At 67.8% G+C, this 15,816-nt stretch carries 15 protein-coding genes; 11 read left to right on the top strand and 4 right to left on the bottom strand.

Annotated features, from left to right (window positions below):
* The first annotated feature begins 73 nt into the window (after positions 1–73).
* The 10 genes from AC1DCU_RS10775 to AC1DCU_RS10730 all read left to right on the top strand — a co-directional run bounded on the left by AC1DCU_RS10775 (position 74) and on the right by AC1DCU_RS10730 (position 10,817).
* Positions 74–2,266, top strand: coding sequence for a TonB-dependent siderophore receptor (locus AC1DCU_RS10775; protein WP_442251632.1), 2,193 nt, complete (start codon positions 74–76; stop codon positions 2,264–2,266).
* A 296-nt stretch (positions 2,267–2,562) separates the two neighbouring features.
* Positions 2,563–4,206 carry a malonate decarboxylase subunit alpha gene (mdcA, locus tag AC1DCU_RS10770; RefSeq protein WP_442251631.1) on the top strand — a complete coding sequence of 548 codons (1,644 nt, stop codon included), beginning with the start codon at positions 2,563–2,565 and terminating at the stop codon, positions 4,204–4,206.
* Between the two features lie 10 nt (positions 4,207–4,216).
* Positions 4,217–4,537: a malonate decarboxylase acyl carrier protein gene (mdcC, locus tag AC1DCU_RS10765; protein ID WP_032975933.1), complete on the top strand. Its 321-nt coding sequence runs from the start codon at positions 4,217–4,219 to the stop codon at positions 4,535–4,537.
* A complete protein-coding gene (locus tag AC1DCU_RS10760; RefSeq protein WP_478013564.1) occupies positions 4,534–5,442 on the top strand; it encodes a biotin-independent malonate decarboxylase subunit beta in 909 nt (302 codons plus the stop codon). Before mdcC ends, AC1DCU_RS10760 begins: the two co-directional genes overlap by 4 nt.
* Positions 5,443–5,444: 2 nt before the next feature.
* Positions 5,445–6,149, top strand: coding sequence for a biotin-independent malonate decarboxylase subunit gamma (gene mdcE, locus AC1DCU_RS10755; protein WP_100436585.1), 705 nt, complete (start codon positions 5,445–5,447; stop codon positions 6,147–6,149).
* On the top strand, positions 6,142–6,792 hold the full coding sequence (mdcG, locus tag AC1DCU_RS10750) for a malonate decarboxylase holo-[acyl-carrier-protein] synthase (protein WP_099783206.1): 651 nt from the start codon (positions 6,142–6,144) through the stop codon (positions 6,790–6,792). Before mdcE ends, mdcG begins: the two co-directional genes overlap by 8 nt.
* Positions 6,789–7,646 carry a triphosphoribosyl-dephospho-CoA synthase MdcB gene (gene mdcB / locus AC1DCU_RS10745; protein ID WP_080149433.1) on the top strand — a complete coding sequence of 286 codons (858 nt, stop codon included), beginning with the start codon at positions 6,789–6,791 and terminating at the stop codon, positions 7,644–7,646. Before mdcG ends, mdcB begins: the two co-directional genes overlap by 4 nt.
* Positions 7,643–8,563 carry a malonate decarboxylase subunit epsilon gene (gene mdcH / locus AC1DCU_RS10740; protein WP_478013565.1) on the top strand — a complete coding sequence of 307 codons (921 nt, stop codon included), beginning with the start codon at positions 7,643–7,645 and terminating at the stop codon, positions 8,561–8,563. The genes mdcB and mdcH overlap by 4 nt, the downstream gene beginning before the upstream one ends.
* A gap of 101 nt (positions 8,564–8,664) precedes the next feature.
* Positions 8,665–10,032 carry an SLC13 family permease gene (locus AC1DCU_RS10735; RefSeq protein WP_333622650.1) on the top strand — a complete coding sequence of 456 codons (1,368 nt, stop codon included), beginning with the start codon at positions 8,665–8,667 and terminating at the stop codon, positions 10,030–10,032.
* A gap of 65 nt (positions 10,033–10,097) precedes the next feature.
* A complete protein-coding gene (locus AC1DCU_RS10730; RefSeq protein WP_032975925.1) occupies positions 10,098–10,817 on the top strand; it encodes a GntR family transcriptional regulator in 720 nt (239 codons plus the stop codon).
* Positions 10,818–10,953: 136 nt separating this feature from the next.
* Here AC1DCU_RS10730 and AC1DCU_RS10725 read toward each other — a convergent pair whose 3' ends face one another.
* Positions 10,954–11,292, bottom strand: coding sequence for a hypothetical protein (locus AC1DCU_RS10725; RefSeq protein ID WP_442251628.1), 339 nt, complete (start codon positions 11,290–11,292; stop codon positions 10,954–10,956).
* 154 nt (positions 11,293–11,446) lie between these two features.
* On the opposite strand from AC1DCU_RS10725, the gene AC1DCU_RS10720 reads away from it, so the two are divergent.
* Entirely contained in the window at positions 11,447–12,394 is a 948-nt protein-coding gene (locus tag AC1DCU_RS10720; protein WP_032975923.1) for a nucleoside hydrolase, read from the top strand.
* 4 nt (positions 12,395–12,398) lie between these two features.
* Here AC1DCU_RS10720 and AC1DCU_RS10715 read toward each other — a convergent pair whose 3' ends face one another.
* The 3 genes from AC1DCU_RS10715 to AC1DCU_RS10705 all read right to left on the bottom strand — a co-directional run bounded on the left by AC1DCU_RS10715 (position 12,399) and on the right by AC1DCU_RS10705 (position 15,816).
* Positions 12,399–13,673, bottom strand: a complete 1,275-nt coding sequence (locus AC1DCU_RS10715) for an MFS transporter (protein WP_033832073.1) — start codon at positions 13,671–13,673, stop codon at positions 12,399–12,401.
* Positions 13,674–13,765: 92 nt separating this feature from the next.
* A complete protein-coding gene (locus tag AC1DCU_RS10710; RefSeq protein ID WP_442251627.1) occupies positions 13,766–15,079 on the bottom strand; it encodes a sensor histidine kinase in 1,314 nt (437 codons plus the stop codon).
* The gene (locus tag AC1DCU_RS10705; protein ID WP_025873908.1) at positions 15,076–15,816 is read right to left on the bottom strand and encodes a response regulator; all 741 of its coding nucleotides are present in this window, start codon (positions 15,814–15,816) and stop codon (positions 15,076–15,078) included. Before AC1DCU_RS10705 ends, AC1DCU_RS10710 begins: the two co-directional genes overlap by 4 nt.

Raw genomic sequence — 15,816 nt, 5'->3', positions numbered from 1 at the left:
TGCCCGAAGCCGCCGCCCCGGGTGCTGGACGACTGTTGCCGCCCCTTCCCCGCTTCTACGCTCCGAGCCCGCCATGACCCAGATTTTCCCCAGCCGCCTGCCCCGCCGTGCGCTGCTGCCCGCCGCCCTGCTGTCCTGCCTCACCCTGGCTGCGCCGTCGGCATTGGCCGAGGTCGCTGCCTACGCCTCCGACGCCAAGACCCTGGACCGGGTGAGCGTGCGCGCCGAGCAGTCCGCGCCACCATCGAGCACCACCCGCCTGCCGATCACCCTGCAGGAAACACCGCAGTCGTCGACGGTGATCGGCCTGCAGCGCCTGCAGGACGAATCGTTGTTCAGCCTCAACGACGTGATGCGCAATGTCACCGGCGTCAGCGTGTCCTTCTATGACACCCAGCGCCCGCTGTACTACGCGCGTGGTTTTGCCATCACCGATTTCCAGGTGGATGGCATTCCGACCTACAGCGGCTCGACCAACCAGGAATACGACACCGCCTTCTATGACCGGGTGGAAGTGATCCGCGGCGCCAACGGCCTGCTCAGCGGCGCGGGTGTGCCGTCGGCCACGGTGAACCTGCTGCGCAAGCGCCCGGGCAAGGAGTTCGACGCTTCGTTCTCGGTCAGTGCCGGCAGCTGGGACTACCGCCGCATGGAAGCGGACGTGACCGCACCACTGACCGCCGACGGCCGCTTCCGCAGCCGCGTGGTCGCCGCCTACACCGATCGTGATTTCTATTACGACCGCTACAAAGAGAACAAGATGGCCGGCATGGCCGTGCTGGAAGGCGATGTGACCGACAGCACCACGGTCACCGTCGGCTACCAGACCCAGGACAACAACCCGGTGGGCTCGACCTGGGGCACCGTGCCGTTCTTCGACAGCCAGGGCAACTTCGCCCATCTGCCGCGCTCGACCAACCTGGCACCGAAGTGGAGCTACTGGCAGCGCGAGACCAGCACGGTGTTCGCCAACCTGGAGCAGCGCTTCGGTGACAACTGGCTGCTGAAGATCAACACCGCCTACACGCGTGGCAACGTGCAGAACATGCGCCTGTACGGCACCGGCAATCCCGATCCGGTGACCGGCGCGGGCATCTACCTGCGCACCGCCGCCGGCGATTCGGAAGACACCCGCCGCAACGTCGACGCCTACCTGACCGGCACCTTCAACCTGTGGGGCCAGCAGCACGACGTGACCGTGGGCGCGCAGTGGGCCGACCTGGAAGGCACCACCAACACGCTGGCGCTGAACTATCCGCGCGACTGGGCTCGTTGCGGCAGCGAGCGCTGCTACTACATTCCCAACGTGCACACCTGGGATGGCGACATCTCCGAAGTGACCTACACCCTCACCGGCGCACGCCGCGTGGCCAAGACCACGCAGAGCGGCTTCTACCTGGCCACCCGCCTGCGCCTGGCCGATCCGCTGGCGCTGATCGCCGGCGCACGCCTGAGCCGCTGGCAGACCCAGACCCGCGCCTACAACGCGGCCGGTGCCTACACCGCCACCAGCGGCGCGTACAAGGTGAGCGATGAAATCACCCCGTACGTGGGCCTGGTGTATGACATCACCCCGAACGTGGCGGCCTATGCCAGCTACACCGAGATCTTCAACCCGCAGAACTACAAGGACCGCAACGAGAACCTGCTGGCGCCGGTGCAGGGCTCCAACCTGGAAGCGGGCCTGAAGACGCAGTGGTTCGACGGTCGCCTGACCGCCAACGCGGCGGTGTTCGAAGCCAAGCAGGACAACTACGCGGTGCGTGACATGAGCGTGCCGGAAGGCTCACTCAGCGACGGCAGCTCGGCCTACATCGGCGTCAACGGCACCAAGGCGCGCGGCTGGGAGGTGGACGTCAACGGCGAGATCCTGCCGGGCTGGACGGTCAATGCCGGCTATACCCACGTCAAGGTGACCCGCGCGGCCACCGACCTGCTGTACGCCAATCCGGCCGAAAACCTGCTGCAGCTCAACACCCAGCTGCAGCTGCGCGGCGCGCTGGAACGCCTGAGCATCGGCGGTGGCGTGCAGTGGCAGAGCAAGGTGCAGGGCTACAACATCCCCTACCCGCTCGGCGGCACGGTGACGGTGAACCAGCCGGCGTATGCGCTGGTGCAGTTCAACGCCAACTACCGCATCAGCGACAACTGGACGGCGACGCTGAGCGTGCGCAACGCGCTGGACAAGACCTACTGGGCCAACCTCGACTACAACAACTATGGCGAACCGCGCTTCGTGGCGGCCAGCCTGCGCTGGAAGTTCTGAGCAACCCGGGAACGGTGGGTTCCGACCATTGGGGGGTGCCCACTGTTGGGGGTGGGTGCCGACAGTTGGGGGGCCCACTGTTGGGGGTGGGTGCCGACCGTTGGGGGTGGGTGCCCACTGTTGGGGGTGGGTGCCGACCGTTGGTCGGCACGCTTCTGACGCTCCGCCACGACCCACGGTCGTGGCCCACCTGAATGGGCCCGCCTTCGCGCGGGCCTTTTCTTTGCTGCACTGCGGGTTGCACACCCCTCCGTAATTATGGCGTAATTATTCCAACGCCATTCGGAAGTCCGTCGATGAACCCGAGTTGGGACACGCTGGAGCGGGGCCGCCAGGCGCGGCTGGAACGCGCCGCGCCATGGGCCAAGGGCCACGAGGTGGCGGCTGGCGATGTCGCCGAGCTGCTGCACGCGCTGCTGGAGCCGGGCGACAAGGTCTGCCTGGAAGGCAACAACCAGAAGCAGGCCGACTTCCTCGCCCAGACGCTGGCCGACCTCGACCCGGCACGGGTGCATGACCTGCACATGGTGCAGTCGGTGCTGTCCCTGCCTTCGCACCTGGATGTGTTCGAACGCGGCATCGCCTCCAGGCTGGACTTCTCCTTCTCCGGGCCGCAGTCGGTGCGGCTGGCCAACCTGGTGGCCGAAGGACGCATCCAGATCGGTGCCATCCACACCTACCTGGAACTGTTCGGCCGCTACTTCATCGACCTCACTCCGCGTGTGGCACTGGTCGCGGCGCAGGCTGCCGACCGCCACGGCAATCTCTACACCGGCCCCAACACCGAAGACACGCCGGTGATCGTGGAGGCCACCGCATTCGGTGGCGGCATCGTCATCGCCCAGGTCAACGAGATCGTCGACACCCTCCCCCGCGTCGATATTCCTGCCGACTGGGTCAACTTCGTGGTGCAGGCGCCGCGCCCGAACCATATCGAACCGCTGTTCACCCGCGATCCGGCACAGATCTCCGAGATCCAGGTGCTGATGGCGATGATGGCGATCAAGGGCATCTACGCCGAGTACGGGGTGAACCGGCTCAACCATGGCATCGGTTTCGATACAGCAGCAATCGAACTGCTGCTGCCGACCTACGCCGAGTCGCTGGGGCTGAAGGGAAAGATCTGCCAGCACTGGGCGCTCAATCCGCACCCGGCGCTGATTCCAGCCATCGAATCGGGTTTCGTCAAATCCGTGCACTCGTTCGGGTCGGAACTGGGCATGGAGAAGTACATCGCCGCGCGCGGGGATGTGTTCTTCACCGGCGCCGATGGTTCGATGCGCTCCAACCGCGCGTTTTCGCAGACCGCAGGGCTGTATGCCTGCGACATGTTCATCGGCTCCACCCTGCAGATCGACCTGCAGGGCAACAGCTCCACCGCAACGCGCGACCGCATTGCCGGCTTTGGCGGTGCACCCAACATGGGTTCGGATGCACGCGGCCGCCGCCACGCCAGCGACGCCTGGATCAAGGCCGGCCAGCAGGCCGCGCGGCCCGGCGAGATGCCACGCGGGCGCAAACTGGTGGTGCAGATGGTGGAAACCTTCCGCGAGCACATGGCGCCGGCCTTCGTCGACCGCCTCGATGCCTGGGACCTGGCCGAGCGCGCGAGCATGCCGCTGCCGCCGGTGATGATCTACGGCGACGACGTCAGCCATGTGCTGACCGAGGAAGGCATCGCCAACCTGCTGCTATGCCGCAGCCCGGAAGAGCGCGAGCAGGCGATCCGCGGCGTGGCCGGCTATACCGCCGTGGGCAGGGGACGGGACCGCGCCATGGTGGAAAACCTGCGCGACCGCGGAGTGATCCGCCGCCCGGACGATCTCGGCATCAACGTGCGCGATGCCAGCCGCGATCTTCTTGCCGCGCGTTCGGTGAAAGACCTGGTGCGCTGGTCCGGCGGTCTGTACGACCCGCCCAAGCGCTTCCGCAACTGGTAAGGGCCACGCCATGGAAACCCTCGACTATCGATTCGCCGGCACGACGCCCGTGCGCTTCCCCACCGATGCGGTGCTGGTGGGCGTACTGGCCTCGGGCAACCTGGAAATCCTGCTGGAACCGGCCGACCTGGACGGTGCGATGACCGTGCGCATCATCACCGCTGCACGTGGCTTCGGCACGGTATGGCAGGCGGTGATCGCCGACTTCGCCCAGCGTCATCCCCTGCGCGATGTACGCGTGTCGATCAACGATGCCGGCGCTACACCGGCGGTGGTCAGCCTGCGCCTGGACCAGGCCGTCGAGACCCTGCTTGCCGGAGGCCAGCCATGACGCTCGCACAGCGCACCAGCTATTACGAAGCTGATGCCCGCGCGCGCATCGCCGGGCTGCTTGATGCAGGATCGTTCCGCGAATTTCTCGGCCCAGCCCAGCGCGCCATCAGCCCGCATCTGGCGCAGCTGGACCAGCCGGCCGCGTTCGACGATGGCATCGTCGTCGGCGAGGGACGCCTGCACGGCAAGCACGTGCTGGTAGCCGCACAGCAGGGTGAATTCATGGGCGGCGGCGTGGGTGAGGTGCATGGCGCCAAGTTGACCGGCCTGCTGCGCCGCGCGGCGGACACCCATCCCGATGGCGTGCTGCTGCTGCTCGATACCGGCGGTGTGCGCCTGCATGAAGCCAATGCGGGATTGATCGCCATTTCAGAAATCATGCGCGCCACGCTCGGCGCGCGGGCGGCCGGGGTACCGGTGGTGGCACTGATTGGCAGTGGCAACGGCGCCTTCGGTGGCATGGGTATCGTCGCCCGCTGCTGCAGCACGGTGATCATGTCCGAAGAAGGACGGCTGTCGCTGTCAGGCCCCGAAGTGATCGAGACCGTGCGCGGCGTGGAGGAATTCGATTCGCGCGACCGCGCATTGGTGTGGCGGGTGACCGGTGGCAAGCACCGCTACCTGATCGACCAGGCGCAGGTGCTGGTGCCCGATGCGATCAGCGCGTTCGCCGAGGCCGCCTCGGATGCGCTGCAGCCCGACACCGCCAGCGCCGACCCCGACGCGGCACTGGCAGCGCTGCAGGCACGCCACGCCGCGTTGAAGGCGCGCGTACAGGCGTGGGGCGACTGCAACGATGGCCTGCAGATCTGGGTACGCCAGGGCATTGCCGACCCGGAACGTCTGGCGCTGCTGGAAACCGATGCCTTCCTTGCCGCCACTGCGCACCGGAGCCTGCCATGAGCCTGCCATTGAATTCGCTGCTGGACGCACTGTTCCCGCGTGGCCATACGATCGCGGTGAACGATTCGGTACTGACCGGCACAGCGACCACCGACGACGGTGAGGTGACGGTGATCGGCACCACCGACAGGATCGAAGTCGGTGTGGACCACGCGCTGGTGCTGGCCGACACCGTGCTGGCCAGCACCGCTGCTCATCCGCAGCGTCCCATCGTGATGCTGGTCGATACCGCCGGCCAGCGGCTGGCGCGCCGCGATGAGCTGCTGGGCATCAACGGCTACTTCGCCCACCTCGCACAGACCCTGGACCTGGCCCGCCGCCGTGGCGCGCGCCTGGTCACGCTGGTCTACGGCGAATCGGTCAGCGGCGGCTTCCTGTCGTTCGGGCTGATGGCCGACCTCATCCATGCCCTGCCCGATGCGCAGGTGCGGGTGATGGATCTGCGCGCGATGGCACGGGTGACCAAGCAACCGTTGGAAAAACTGCAGGCGCTCAGCCTGACCTCGCCGGTGTTCGCACCGGGCGTGGAGAACTACGTGGCGATGGGCGCAGTGCAATCGCTGTGGGATGGCGATCTGGCGCATCACCTGCTTGAAGCACTGCGTGCAGCCGTCGACGGTGACCATCGCGCTGCACTGGGCGCCGAACGGGGTGGCCGTACGCTGGCTGCGCAGGTAGCCACTGCTGTGAGCCAGGGCAATGCCTGAGCGGCCCGCCCGGCACACGCTGGTCTGGCTGTCGGCCGATGCCGATTGGCGGGCCGACCTGCCCGCGCACGAGCCGCGTCTTGCCGCCTGGTTCGCGCAGGGCTTCCCTGCAGTGGTGGCGCGTCGTGCCGCGGATGATGCCGATACGCGCCTGCGATTGGGCGTTCCGTTGCCACCGGCCGAAGGCAAGCAGCGCCTGTCGTTGCGCGTACCGCTGTGCGACGTCGCGCACATGCGCGCTCCGCCGGCGTTGAGCGAGCTGCTGGCAGCAGGCGACGCAGGTGTTCCACAGCCGTGGCAGGAATCACTCCACGACCTGCAGGCACTGGCGCCGGCCCGTGTGTTCGGCGCCTTCGCCTGGCAATGGCTGACCGCCCTGCCCTATGTACATGAGCGTTCGGACATCGACCTGCTGTGGCAGGTGACCGATGCCGCGCAGGCCGAGGCGCTGATCGCGCAGTTGCTGGCATGGCAGACCCGCCATCCGCATCGCCTTGATGGCGAGCTGTGCCTGCCCGATGGTGGCGCAGTGAACTGGCGCGAACTTGCCGGCCGCAGTCGCCAGGTACTGGTGAAACGCCTTGATGGAGCCGCATTGGAAGCGCGTGATGCACTGTTCGCCACGCGCGAGGCGATCGCATGATCGCCGCCCCGAAGCCGTTGCCGTCACGCGACGCGGTGGTCGACAGCGCACGCCTGGGACGGCTGGCCATTGCCAGCCTGCACGCCGAGCTGGCGTGCGCCCCGAAGCCGGGCCTGGTCACACCGTTCGACAGCGGCAGCCATGACGACATGGATGCCGGCACTTTCCTGCGCAGTCTTTTCGCCCTGCGCCACTACTTCACGGCGGTGGCCAGGGCCGGTGCCGCGGGCGCCCCCTTCACGGTGCTGCGCGATCACGGTATTGCCGCTGAAGCGGCCATGCTGGTCGCCACCGCCGGCATCAACACCCATCGCGGTGCGATCTTCAGCCTTGGCCTGCTGGTGGCCGCCGCCGCTGAGCGCAGGCGCGTGCATGGCCATGCCGTGTCGGGCGCGCAGGTGTGCCTGGCAGTTCAGCAGTGGAATGACGCACTCATCGCTGCGCCGCTGGACCCGCACAGCCCGGGACAGCGCGCACGTGCGCGTCATGGGGTCTGCGGCGTACGCGAACAGGCTGCCGCCGGCTACCCGGTGCTGCGCGAGCTGGCCCTGCCTGCCCTGCGCCATGCGCTGGACAGCGGCCTGCCGCGCGACGCCGCGTTGTGCCAGACGCTGATGCAGCTGGTGGCACAGGTGGACGATCTGAACCTGCTGCATCGCGGCGGTACCGAGGGCCTGCGCTGGGCGCAACAACAAGCGGCCACATTCCTTTCCGCCGGTGGCGCCTTCGCGCCGGACTGGCGCGTGCGCCTGCAGTCCATCGGCGATGCGTTCGTGAGGCGTCGGCTCAGCCCGGGTGGCAGTGCCGATCTGCTGGCCTGCGCCTGGTTCCTGCTGCAGCAGGAGGGCGCATGAGCCTGGCCCTGCTCTGCCCCGGACAGGGTGCGCAGCATCCGGCGATGTTCGACCATGTGCGCGGCATGGCCGCTGCACGCGCGGTACTGGATGCGGCGAGCGACGCGCTGGGGCGCGATGTGTTCGCGGCCGCGGCCGCCGACGACCGCTTCGACAACGCACAGGCGCAGCCGCTGCTGTGCGCCGCCAGCATCGCGCACTGGCATGCCCTGCGCGGCGCCGTGCCGGACCCGATCGTGGTGGCCGGGTACAGCATCGGCGAACTGGCGGCACATGCCATCGCCGATAGTTTCGACGTGACCACCTGCCTGTCCCTGTCGGCGCAGCGTGCACGATTCATGGACGCCGTCAGTCCGGTCGATGCCGGAATGCAGGCGATGCTGGGGCTGGATCGACAGACGGTGCAGACATTGTGCGAAATCCACGGCACGCACGTGGCGATTGCCAACGGCACAGATCATTTCATCGTTGGCGGCACGCTGCCGGCACTGCGTGCGCTGGCCGCTGCCGCGCACGCACAGGGTGCCGAGGTGCGCGTGCTGCCGGTACATGTGCCGGCGCATACGCCACTGCTGTCGGCGGCGGTCGCACCGTTCGCCGCCGCACTGCAGGCCACCACGTTGCACGCGCCGCGCCTGCCGCTGCTGGCCGGCATCGACGCACGGCCGGTGCGCGACACCGCAGCGGTGGTGCACACGCTGTCCGCGCAGCTGGCACAGACCATCGAATGGGCACAGGTGATGCGCCAGGCCTTCGAGCGCGGCGCACGGGTGTTCCTGCAGCTGGGCCCGGGCAACGCACTGGCACGCATGATCGCGCCGGCCTATCCGTGCTGCGAGGTACGCGCGATCGAGGAATTCCAGAGCCTGGACGGCGCGGCGGCGTGGGTCCGCAGCGCGCTGCAGCGGCTTCAATAACGGGTTTGAGCAGTACGTAACGCGCAGTACGTAACAGGCCATACCCCGGGATGGCGGGCTTCCATCCGTGCAACACGCGAATCAGGTGTCTGGGAGGGCGCATGACTCCACAAATTGCAACGATCATCGGTCTGGTGATCATGTTCATCGTCGCCACCGCGATGCCGATCAACATGGGCGCCGTCGCCTTCGCACTGGCCTTCATCGTCGGCGGGCTCTGGGTCGACATGGGGGGCAAGGAGGTTCTCGCCGGCTTCCCGGGCGACCTGTTCCTGACCCTGGTCGGCATCACCTACCTGTTCGCGATTGCGCAGAAGAACGGCACCATCGACCTGCTGGTGCACTGGGCGGTGAAAGCGGTACGCGGCCATATCGTGGCCATCCCGTGGGTGATGTTCGTGATCACCGCCGTGCTGACCGCCTTCGGCGCGCTGGGCCCGGCCGCGGTTGCGATCATCGGCCCGGTCGCGCTGCGCTTTGCCAAGCAGTACAACATCAATCCGTTGATGATGGGCCTGCTGGTGATCCATGGCGCGCAGGCGGGTGGCTTCTCGCCGATCAGCGTGTACGGCAGCATCACCAATGGCGTGGTGCAGAAGGCAGGCCTGGAAGTCACCGAAATGGCGGTGTTCCTGACCAGCCTCGGCTTCAACTTCATGATGGCCACGATCTGCTTCTTCGCCTTCGGAGGCATCGCGCTGCTGCGTCGCGGTTCGATCACTGCTGCGGGCACGGTGGGCAGCGCGGAGCTGGCGATGGCCGGTGGCCCGCAGGCTTCGTCGCGGCAGTTCGCCATCGAAGGCCACGGTGCGCTGGTCGCAGCCGGTGGTGGCACCCTGTCCAACGATCCGGTGGCACTGGATGCGGTGGGCCTGACCCGCGAGCGCTTGTTCACCCTGATCGGCCTGCTCGGCCTGGGTGTGGCCGCGCTGATCTACAACCTCAACGTCGGCCTGGTTTCGATCACCGTTGCAGTGGTGCTGGCCCTGCTGTCGCCGCAGAGCCAGAAGGGTGCGGTGGACGGCATCAGCTGGTCCACCGTGCTGCTGATCTGCGGCGTGGTCACCTACATCGGCGTGCTGGAACATGCCGGTGCCGTGGACTTCATCGGCCACGGCGTCTCCAGCATCGGCATCCCGCTGCTGGGCGCGCTGCTGGTCTGCTACGTGGGCGGCATCGTCTCCGCATTCGCCTCGTCGGCGGCGGTGCTGGGTGCCACCATTCCGCTGGCCGTGCCGTTCCTTATGCAGGGTCATCTCAGTGCCGCTGGCGTGATATGCGCGCTGGCGGTGTCCTCCACCATCGTCGATGTCAGTCCGTTCTCGACCAACGGCGCACTGGTGGTGGCCTCGGCCGCGAAGGAAGAACGCGAAACGCTGTTCCGCCGCTTCCTGGTCTACAGCGGCCTGGTGGTGGCATTTGGCCCGCTGCTGGCGTGGCTGGTGTTCGTGGTGCCGGGCTGGATGTAAATGCCTGCGGTAGTACCGGGGGTTGCCGGCCAGCGGCCGGCACTACCTGGCGTTACACTTTCCGCATGGCCATCGCTCCCGCTCCGCGTCCTCCGAAGAAGCGCGCCCCTCTGTATGAGGAGGTGGCCGAACACGTGCGCGAGCGGATCTACGACTACCGCCTGCCGCCGGGCGAGTGGATCGACGAACCGGCGCTGTGCGAGGAACTGGCCATCAGTCGTACGCCCCTGCGCGAAGCGCTGAAGCTGCTCGCCGCCGAAGGCCTGGTGCAGATCGATGCCGGCCGCGGCGCACGGGTAACCCGGCTTACCCTGGAAGACCTCAACCAGCTGTTCCCGGTGATGGCGATGCTGGAAGGCCGATGTGCGCATGAAGCGGTCAAGCACATCGACGACGCAGGCGTGCAGCAGCTGGAAGACCTGCACGCGGCGATGGAAGCGGCGGCCGCCGAGGGCAACATCGCCGAGTACTACCGCAACAACTACCTCATCCATGAGACGGTGCAGCATTACGCCGGCAACCCGTGGCTGATCCGCATCACCCACGACCTGCACCGCATCCTGAAGATGCATCGCGGCCGCCAGCTGCTGGCGCCGGGCCGCACCGCGCAGTCGCTGGCCGAACACCGCGAACTGATGGACTGCTTCCGCCAGCGCGATGCTGCAGCCGCCGAACGCACGATGGAACGCCACCTGCTCAGCCAGGGCCAGGCCTTGGCTGCGTATGTGGCCAGCGGCGGATTGTTGAACGTGCCTGCGCCATTGCCGACCGAAGGCGGAAGCTGAGTTCATGGGGTTGCCGGCCAGCGGCCGGCACTACCCCGGCGAGGCCCGGTCACGGTAGTGCCGGCCCCTGGCCGGCAACCTCGATAGGTCACGTCCGGGTAGTGCCGGCCGCTGGCCGGCAACCTGGAATCTCTCCTCAATCGCCGCCGCCGCAGCCGCCTCCGTCACCACCCCCACCGCTGTCGCCGCTGCCGCAGTCCGAGCTGCTGTAGCTGTGGCTGCTGTGGCTGTCGCCGGAGGAACCACCAGAAGAATCATAGGCGCCACCGCCAGTGCCATCGCCCCGCGCGGGCGAACCATCGGCGGTGGCCATCGCCATGCACACGATCGCGCCGACCAGTGGCAGCAGCCACACCACCAGCAGCTGCCCGGCGCGACTGCTGACGGGAAGGTCATCGCGGCCCAGCACCACGAAGCTGGCCACCAGGTTCAGCCCCAGCACCAGGGCAATCAGGACGAGGGTCACAGCCAGCATGGCGCAGCTCCTTGCGACGGGTTCGGGCCCGCAGACGATACCACCGCCGCCGGTTCGCCCTGCCTGTCATGAAGATGGGACAATGTAGGGCGCGCCGGCCTGCCCTCGGGGCCGCCGGCCCCCCTGCACCACACGGAAGAAGAAGAACAACAACATGCTGAAAGTCATTTTCGATACCGACCCGGGCGTCGACGACGCGCTGGCGCTGCTGTACCTGCACAAGCACCCGCAGATCGACCTGATCGGCGTCACCACCACCTTCGGCAATGCCTCGGTGGAGTCGACCACCCACAACGCGCTGTACCTGAAGCAGGCCTGGGGCCTGTCCGCGCCGGTCGCGCGCGGCGCCGACGGCCCGCTGCAGCCCGAAGCCACCCCGGAAGCCTGGCCGGTACACATCCATGGCCACAACGGCCTGGGCAACCACCCGGTGCCGGAAGCGCTGGACGCAACCGCCGACAGCCGTCCTGCGCACCAGCTGATCATCGACCTGGTGCGCGCCCATCCGGGTGAAGTGACCCTGGTGGCGGTCGGCCGCATGACCAACCTGGCGCTGGCCCTGCAGCAGGCCCCGGACATCGCCGGCCTGGTGCGTGGCGTGGTACTGATGGGCGGTGCGTTCCACGTCAACGGCAACATCACCCCGGCGGCCGAGGCCAACATCTGGGGCGATGCGGAAGCGGCCGACATCGTGTTCACCGCCCACTGGCCGGTCACCGCGATCGGCCTGGACGTGACCACCCGCGTCGAGATGAACCGCGACGGCCTGGACAAGCTGGCCGCGATCGGCGGCGCCGATGCCGAACTGGTCCGCGCCCTGTCGCAGGACTACGTCGACTTCTATCTGCAGGCCGGCCACAAGGGCATGGTCGTGCACGACTGCTGCGCCTGCATCGCCCTGACCCGCCCGGAGCTGTTCCAGTTCGAGCGCGCCAGCGTGCGTGTGGCCACCGACGGCGTCGCCCGTGGCATGACCATTCCCAAGCCGGAAGGCATGGGTTTCGGCCCCAGCGTGTGGGACGGCCATGTCCTGCAGTCCATCGCCATCGGCGTGGATGCGGCCGCGGTGCTGGCCGACATCGAGCAGACCCTGAAGGTCTAAGCGCTCACTGCCCGCCCCGGGACACGGGGCGGGTCTTCGGCACGGTCTCCGGCAGCGTCCACAGCACCGGCAGCACCAGCACCGCCACCAGCGCGATCATCGCCCCCGGTGCCGCCGCCCAGCCGCTGCGTTCCACCCACCATTGCGCCAACCACGGCGTCGCCCCGCCGAACACTGCGGTGGCCATGGTCACCCCCAGCGCCAGACCACTGACCCGGCCCTCGCCGGGGAACTGCTCGGCCGTGGCCGGTGCCGCCACCGCACTGATACCGCCGGCCACACAGGCCAGGCTCACCGCTGCCAGCACGATGCCCAACGGCGCAGCAGAGGCCATCCAGCCGAACATCGACAGCGGCAGCAGCGCCGCCAGCACCGTCAGCCCCAGCAGCAGCGGACGCCGCCCGAAGCGATCGGACAGCGCCCCGCACAGCGGGGTGATCGCGATCACCGCCACCGCCGCAATCGTCGACAGCCACAGCGCATCACCTTCGTCGTGCCCCTGTGCGTGCAGGAATGCTGGCACATAGGTGATGCCCACGTAGTAGGTGATCGAACCCAGTGCGGAAATCGCGAACGTGCGCGCCACCGCACCAGGATGGTTGCGCAGCACGTGCCGCAGCGGCGTAGCCGGAATGCTGCCTTCGCGCCGCTGCCGTTCGAACTCCGGCGATTCGTGCATGCCCGAACGCGCGATCAGGATCACCAGTGCCAGCGCCGCGCCGAAGAAGAACGGGATCCGCCAGCCCCAGCTGTCCAGCTGCGGCGCAGGCAGCAGGGCCACGGTGAGCGCGGAGATCGCCACCGCCAGCAACGCGCCCACTTCGCTGGCCGCCGAGGCCAGCGAGGTGACCAGGCCACGTCGTCGCGCCGGCGCGCTTTCCAGAAGATAGGCGACCACGCCGGTGTATTCGCCGCCCACGGAGAAGGCCATCACGCAGCGCAGGATCAGCAACAGCACGCCAGCAGTCGCACCGGCAGTTGCCGCGGTCGGCAGCAACGCGGTGGCCAGCATGGCCGCGGCCATCAACGCCATCGAAGCCAGCAGCATCCAGCGCCGGCCGAGCCGGTCACCCAGGTGGCCGAAGCACAGCGCACCGAGCGGACGCATCAGGTAGGACACCGCGAACCCGGCCAGGGTGACCAGCATCGCCTCTTCGCCACCGCCGAAGAACACCCGCGACAGCACCGTGGCGAAGTACAGGTACAGGGTGAAGTCGTACCACTCCACCACCGTGGACAGACCGGCCACCCACATCGAGCGCTGCCGTCCTGCGGTCATTGCGTGCTTTCCTTCATGGCCGCAGCGTGTCATGAAGGCGGTGACGATGCAGTAGATCCACGCCATGCGTGGATGGCCTGCCCCGCCAGACTTCAGGCCGGTAACTGCAACAGCGCCTGCAAACCGCCGCCCTCGCGATTGTGCAGCCGTAGAGAACCACCGAGCGATTGCGCCAGCTGCACGGCGATGGCCAGACCGAGCCCGGTACCGCCGGTATCCCGGTTGCGTGAGCTTTCCAGCCGATGGAAGGGCGCCAATACCGCCTGCAGCTGCTCTTCGGGAATACCGGGGCCACGATCGGAAATCCGAATCCACACCCTGCCCACCTCGTCGCGACCGGCATCAATCTCCGCGCTCCCGGCATAGCGCAAAGCGTTGTCGACCAGATTGCCGACCACCCGCCGCAGTGGTTGCGGCCACGTCTGCACGATCAGGCCGCTCGGGGCGCCACCACTGACTGGCTTGCCCACGTCCTGGTAATCGCCGACCACGCTGGACAGGAATGCCGCCAGATCCATTGCCACCGGCTCACCACTGGCCACATGGCTGCTGCGCGCGTACGCCACGCCTTCGCGTACCAGCTGTCCCAGATGGTCCAGGTCGGCCAGCAGCCGTTGCTGGGTGGCGTCTTCAGGCAGCGTTTCCACCCGCAGCTTCATCCGCGTGATCGGCGTCTGCAGATCGTGCGAGATCGCCGCCAGGATCTGCAGGCGTTCACTGACATGACCCCGGATGCGGGCCTGCAGTGCGTTGAGTGCCGTTGCTGCGGTGCCTACCTCCGCGGGACCGTCTTCAGGCAGCGCCGGCCCGTCCTGGCCGGGCTGCAGGTGCTCCATCGCGTGCGACAGCTGTGCCAACGGCCGCATCGCCAGCCGCACCGCCAACCATGCGCACAGCAGCAGCAGCGCCAGCTGCGCCATCAGCACCAGCGGTAACCAGCGTGCCAGTGGCAGGCCGGACGGTGTGACCTCGATGGTCAGCGGCGTGCCGTCGTGCAGGCGCAGCTCCACTTCGAAGCGCTCGGGCATACGCGAGACCTGCCGCGCCTGCAGCGGATATCGATGCCACAGACTGTCATCGATGATGCTGGTGACCTGCCGCGCACGATCAGTCTCCGGCGCAGGGCCGGCCGCGGCCGGGCGCAGCAGATAGCGGTAGGTTCGCCGTTCCAGACGCGGCACCCACGCTTCGCGCTCGCTGGCGGGCAAGCGCTCCAGCAAGGCCACGCTTACGGCCACGTCCTCGTCGAGGTTGCGCAGCATCATGCTGCGGGTGGACTGGTAGCGCTCGTAGAACAGCAGGCCGAACGACAGCGCATGGGCCAGAGTCAGCCCACCCAGCAGCAACAGCAGCAGCCGCGCCGACAGCGTGCGCGGCCACGGCAGGCGGCGCGCCGCGGCGTTCATTCCTCCGGCCCCAGCAACTGCACCGGCACGCTGAACACATAGCCTTCGCTGCGCACGGTCTTGATGTAGGTCGGCTCACGCGCATCGTCGCCCAGGCGCTGGCGCACGCGGCTGACCAGCAGGTCGATCGAGCGGTCGAACAGCTCCGCATCGCGGCCCTGGGTGAGGCTGAGCAGCTGGTCGCGGCTGAGCACACGGTTGGCGTGGTCAAGGAACACGCGCAGCAGCCGGAACTCGGCGCCGCTGAGCGGATAGGCGGTGTCCTGCGCGTCCAGCAGGTGGCGGGCGGTGGTATCCAGGCGCCATTCGCCGAAGGCCAGCTGGCGGCCGGCTTCGCTCACCTGCAGGTTCGGCGGCAGCATCTGCGTGCGGCGGATCACCGCGTTGATGCGTGCCAGCAGTTCGCGCGAGGAGAACGGTTTGGTCACGTAATCATCGGCGCCCATTTCCAGGCCGATGATGCGGTCGGTCTCATCATCGCGGGCGGTCAGCAGCACCACCGGCACGGCGCGGTGCTTGCCGGCCCGCAGGTTGCGGCACAGGCTCAAGCCATCCTCGCCGGGCATCATCACATCCAGCACCACCAGGTCCACTGCATGGGTGTCCATCAGCGCGCGCATCGCGCGGCCACCATCGGCCTGGCTGACGCGCAGGCCGTTGCGCTGCAGGTAGTCGGCCAGCATCTGGCGGATGTCGCTGTCATCGTCGACGACAAGGATGTGCGGTACGTGGTTCAT

Source organism: Stenotrophomonas sp. 10L48, assembly GCF_056395105.1.
This window is presented reverse-complemented; position numbering and strand designations above follow the sequence as displayed.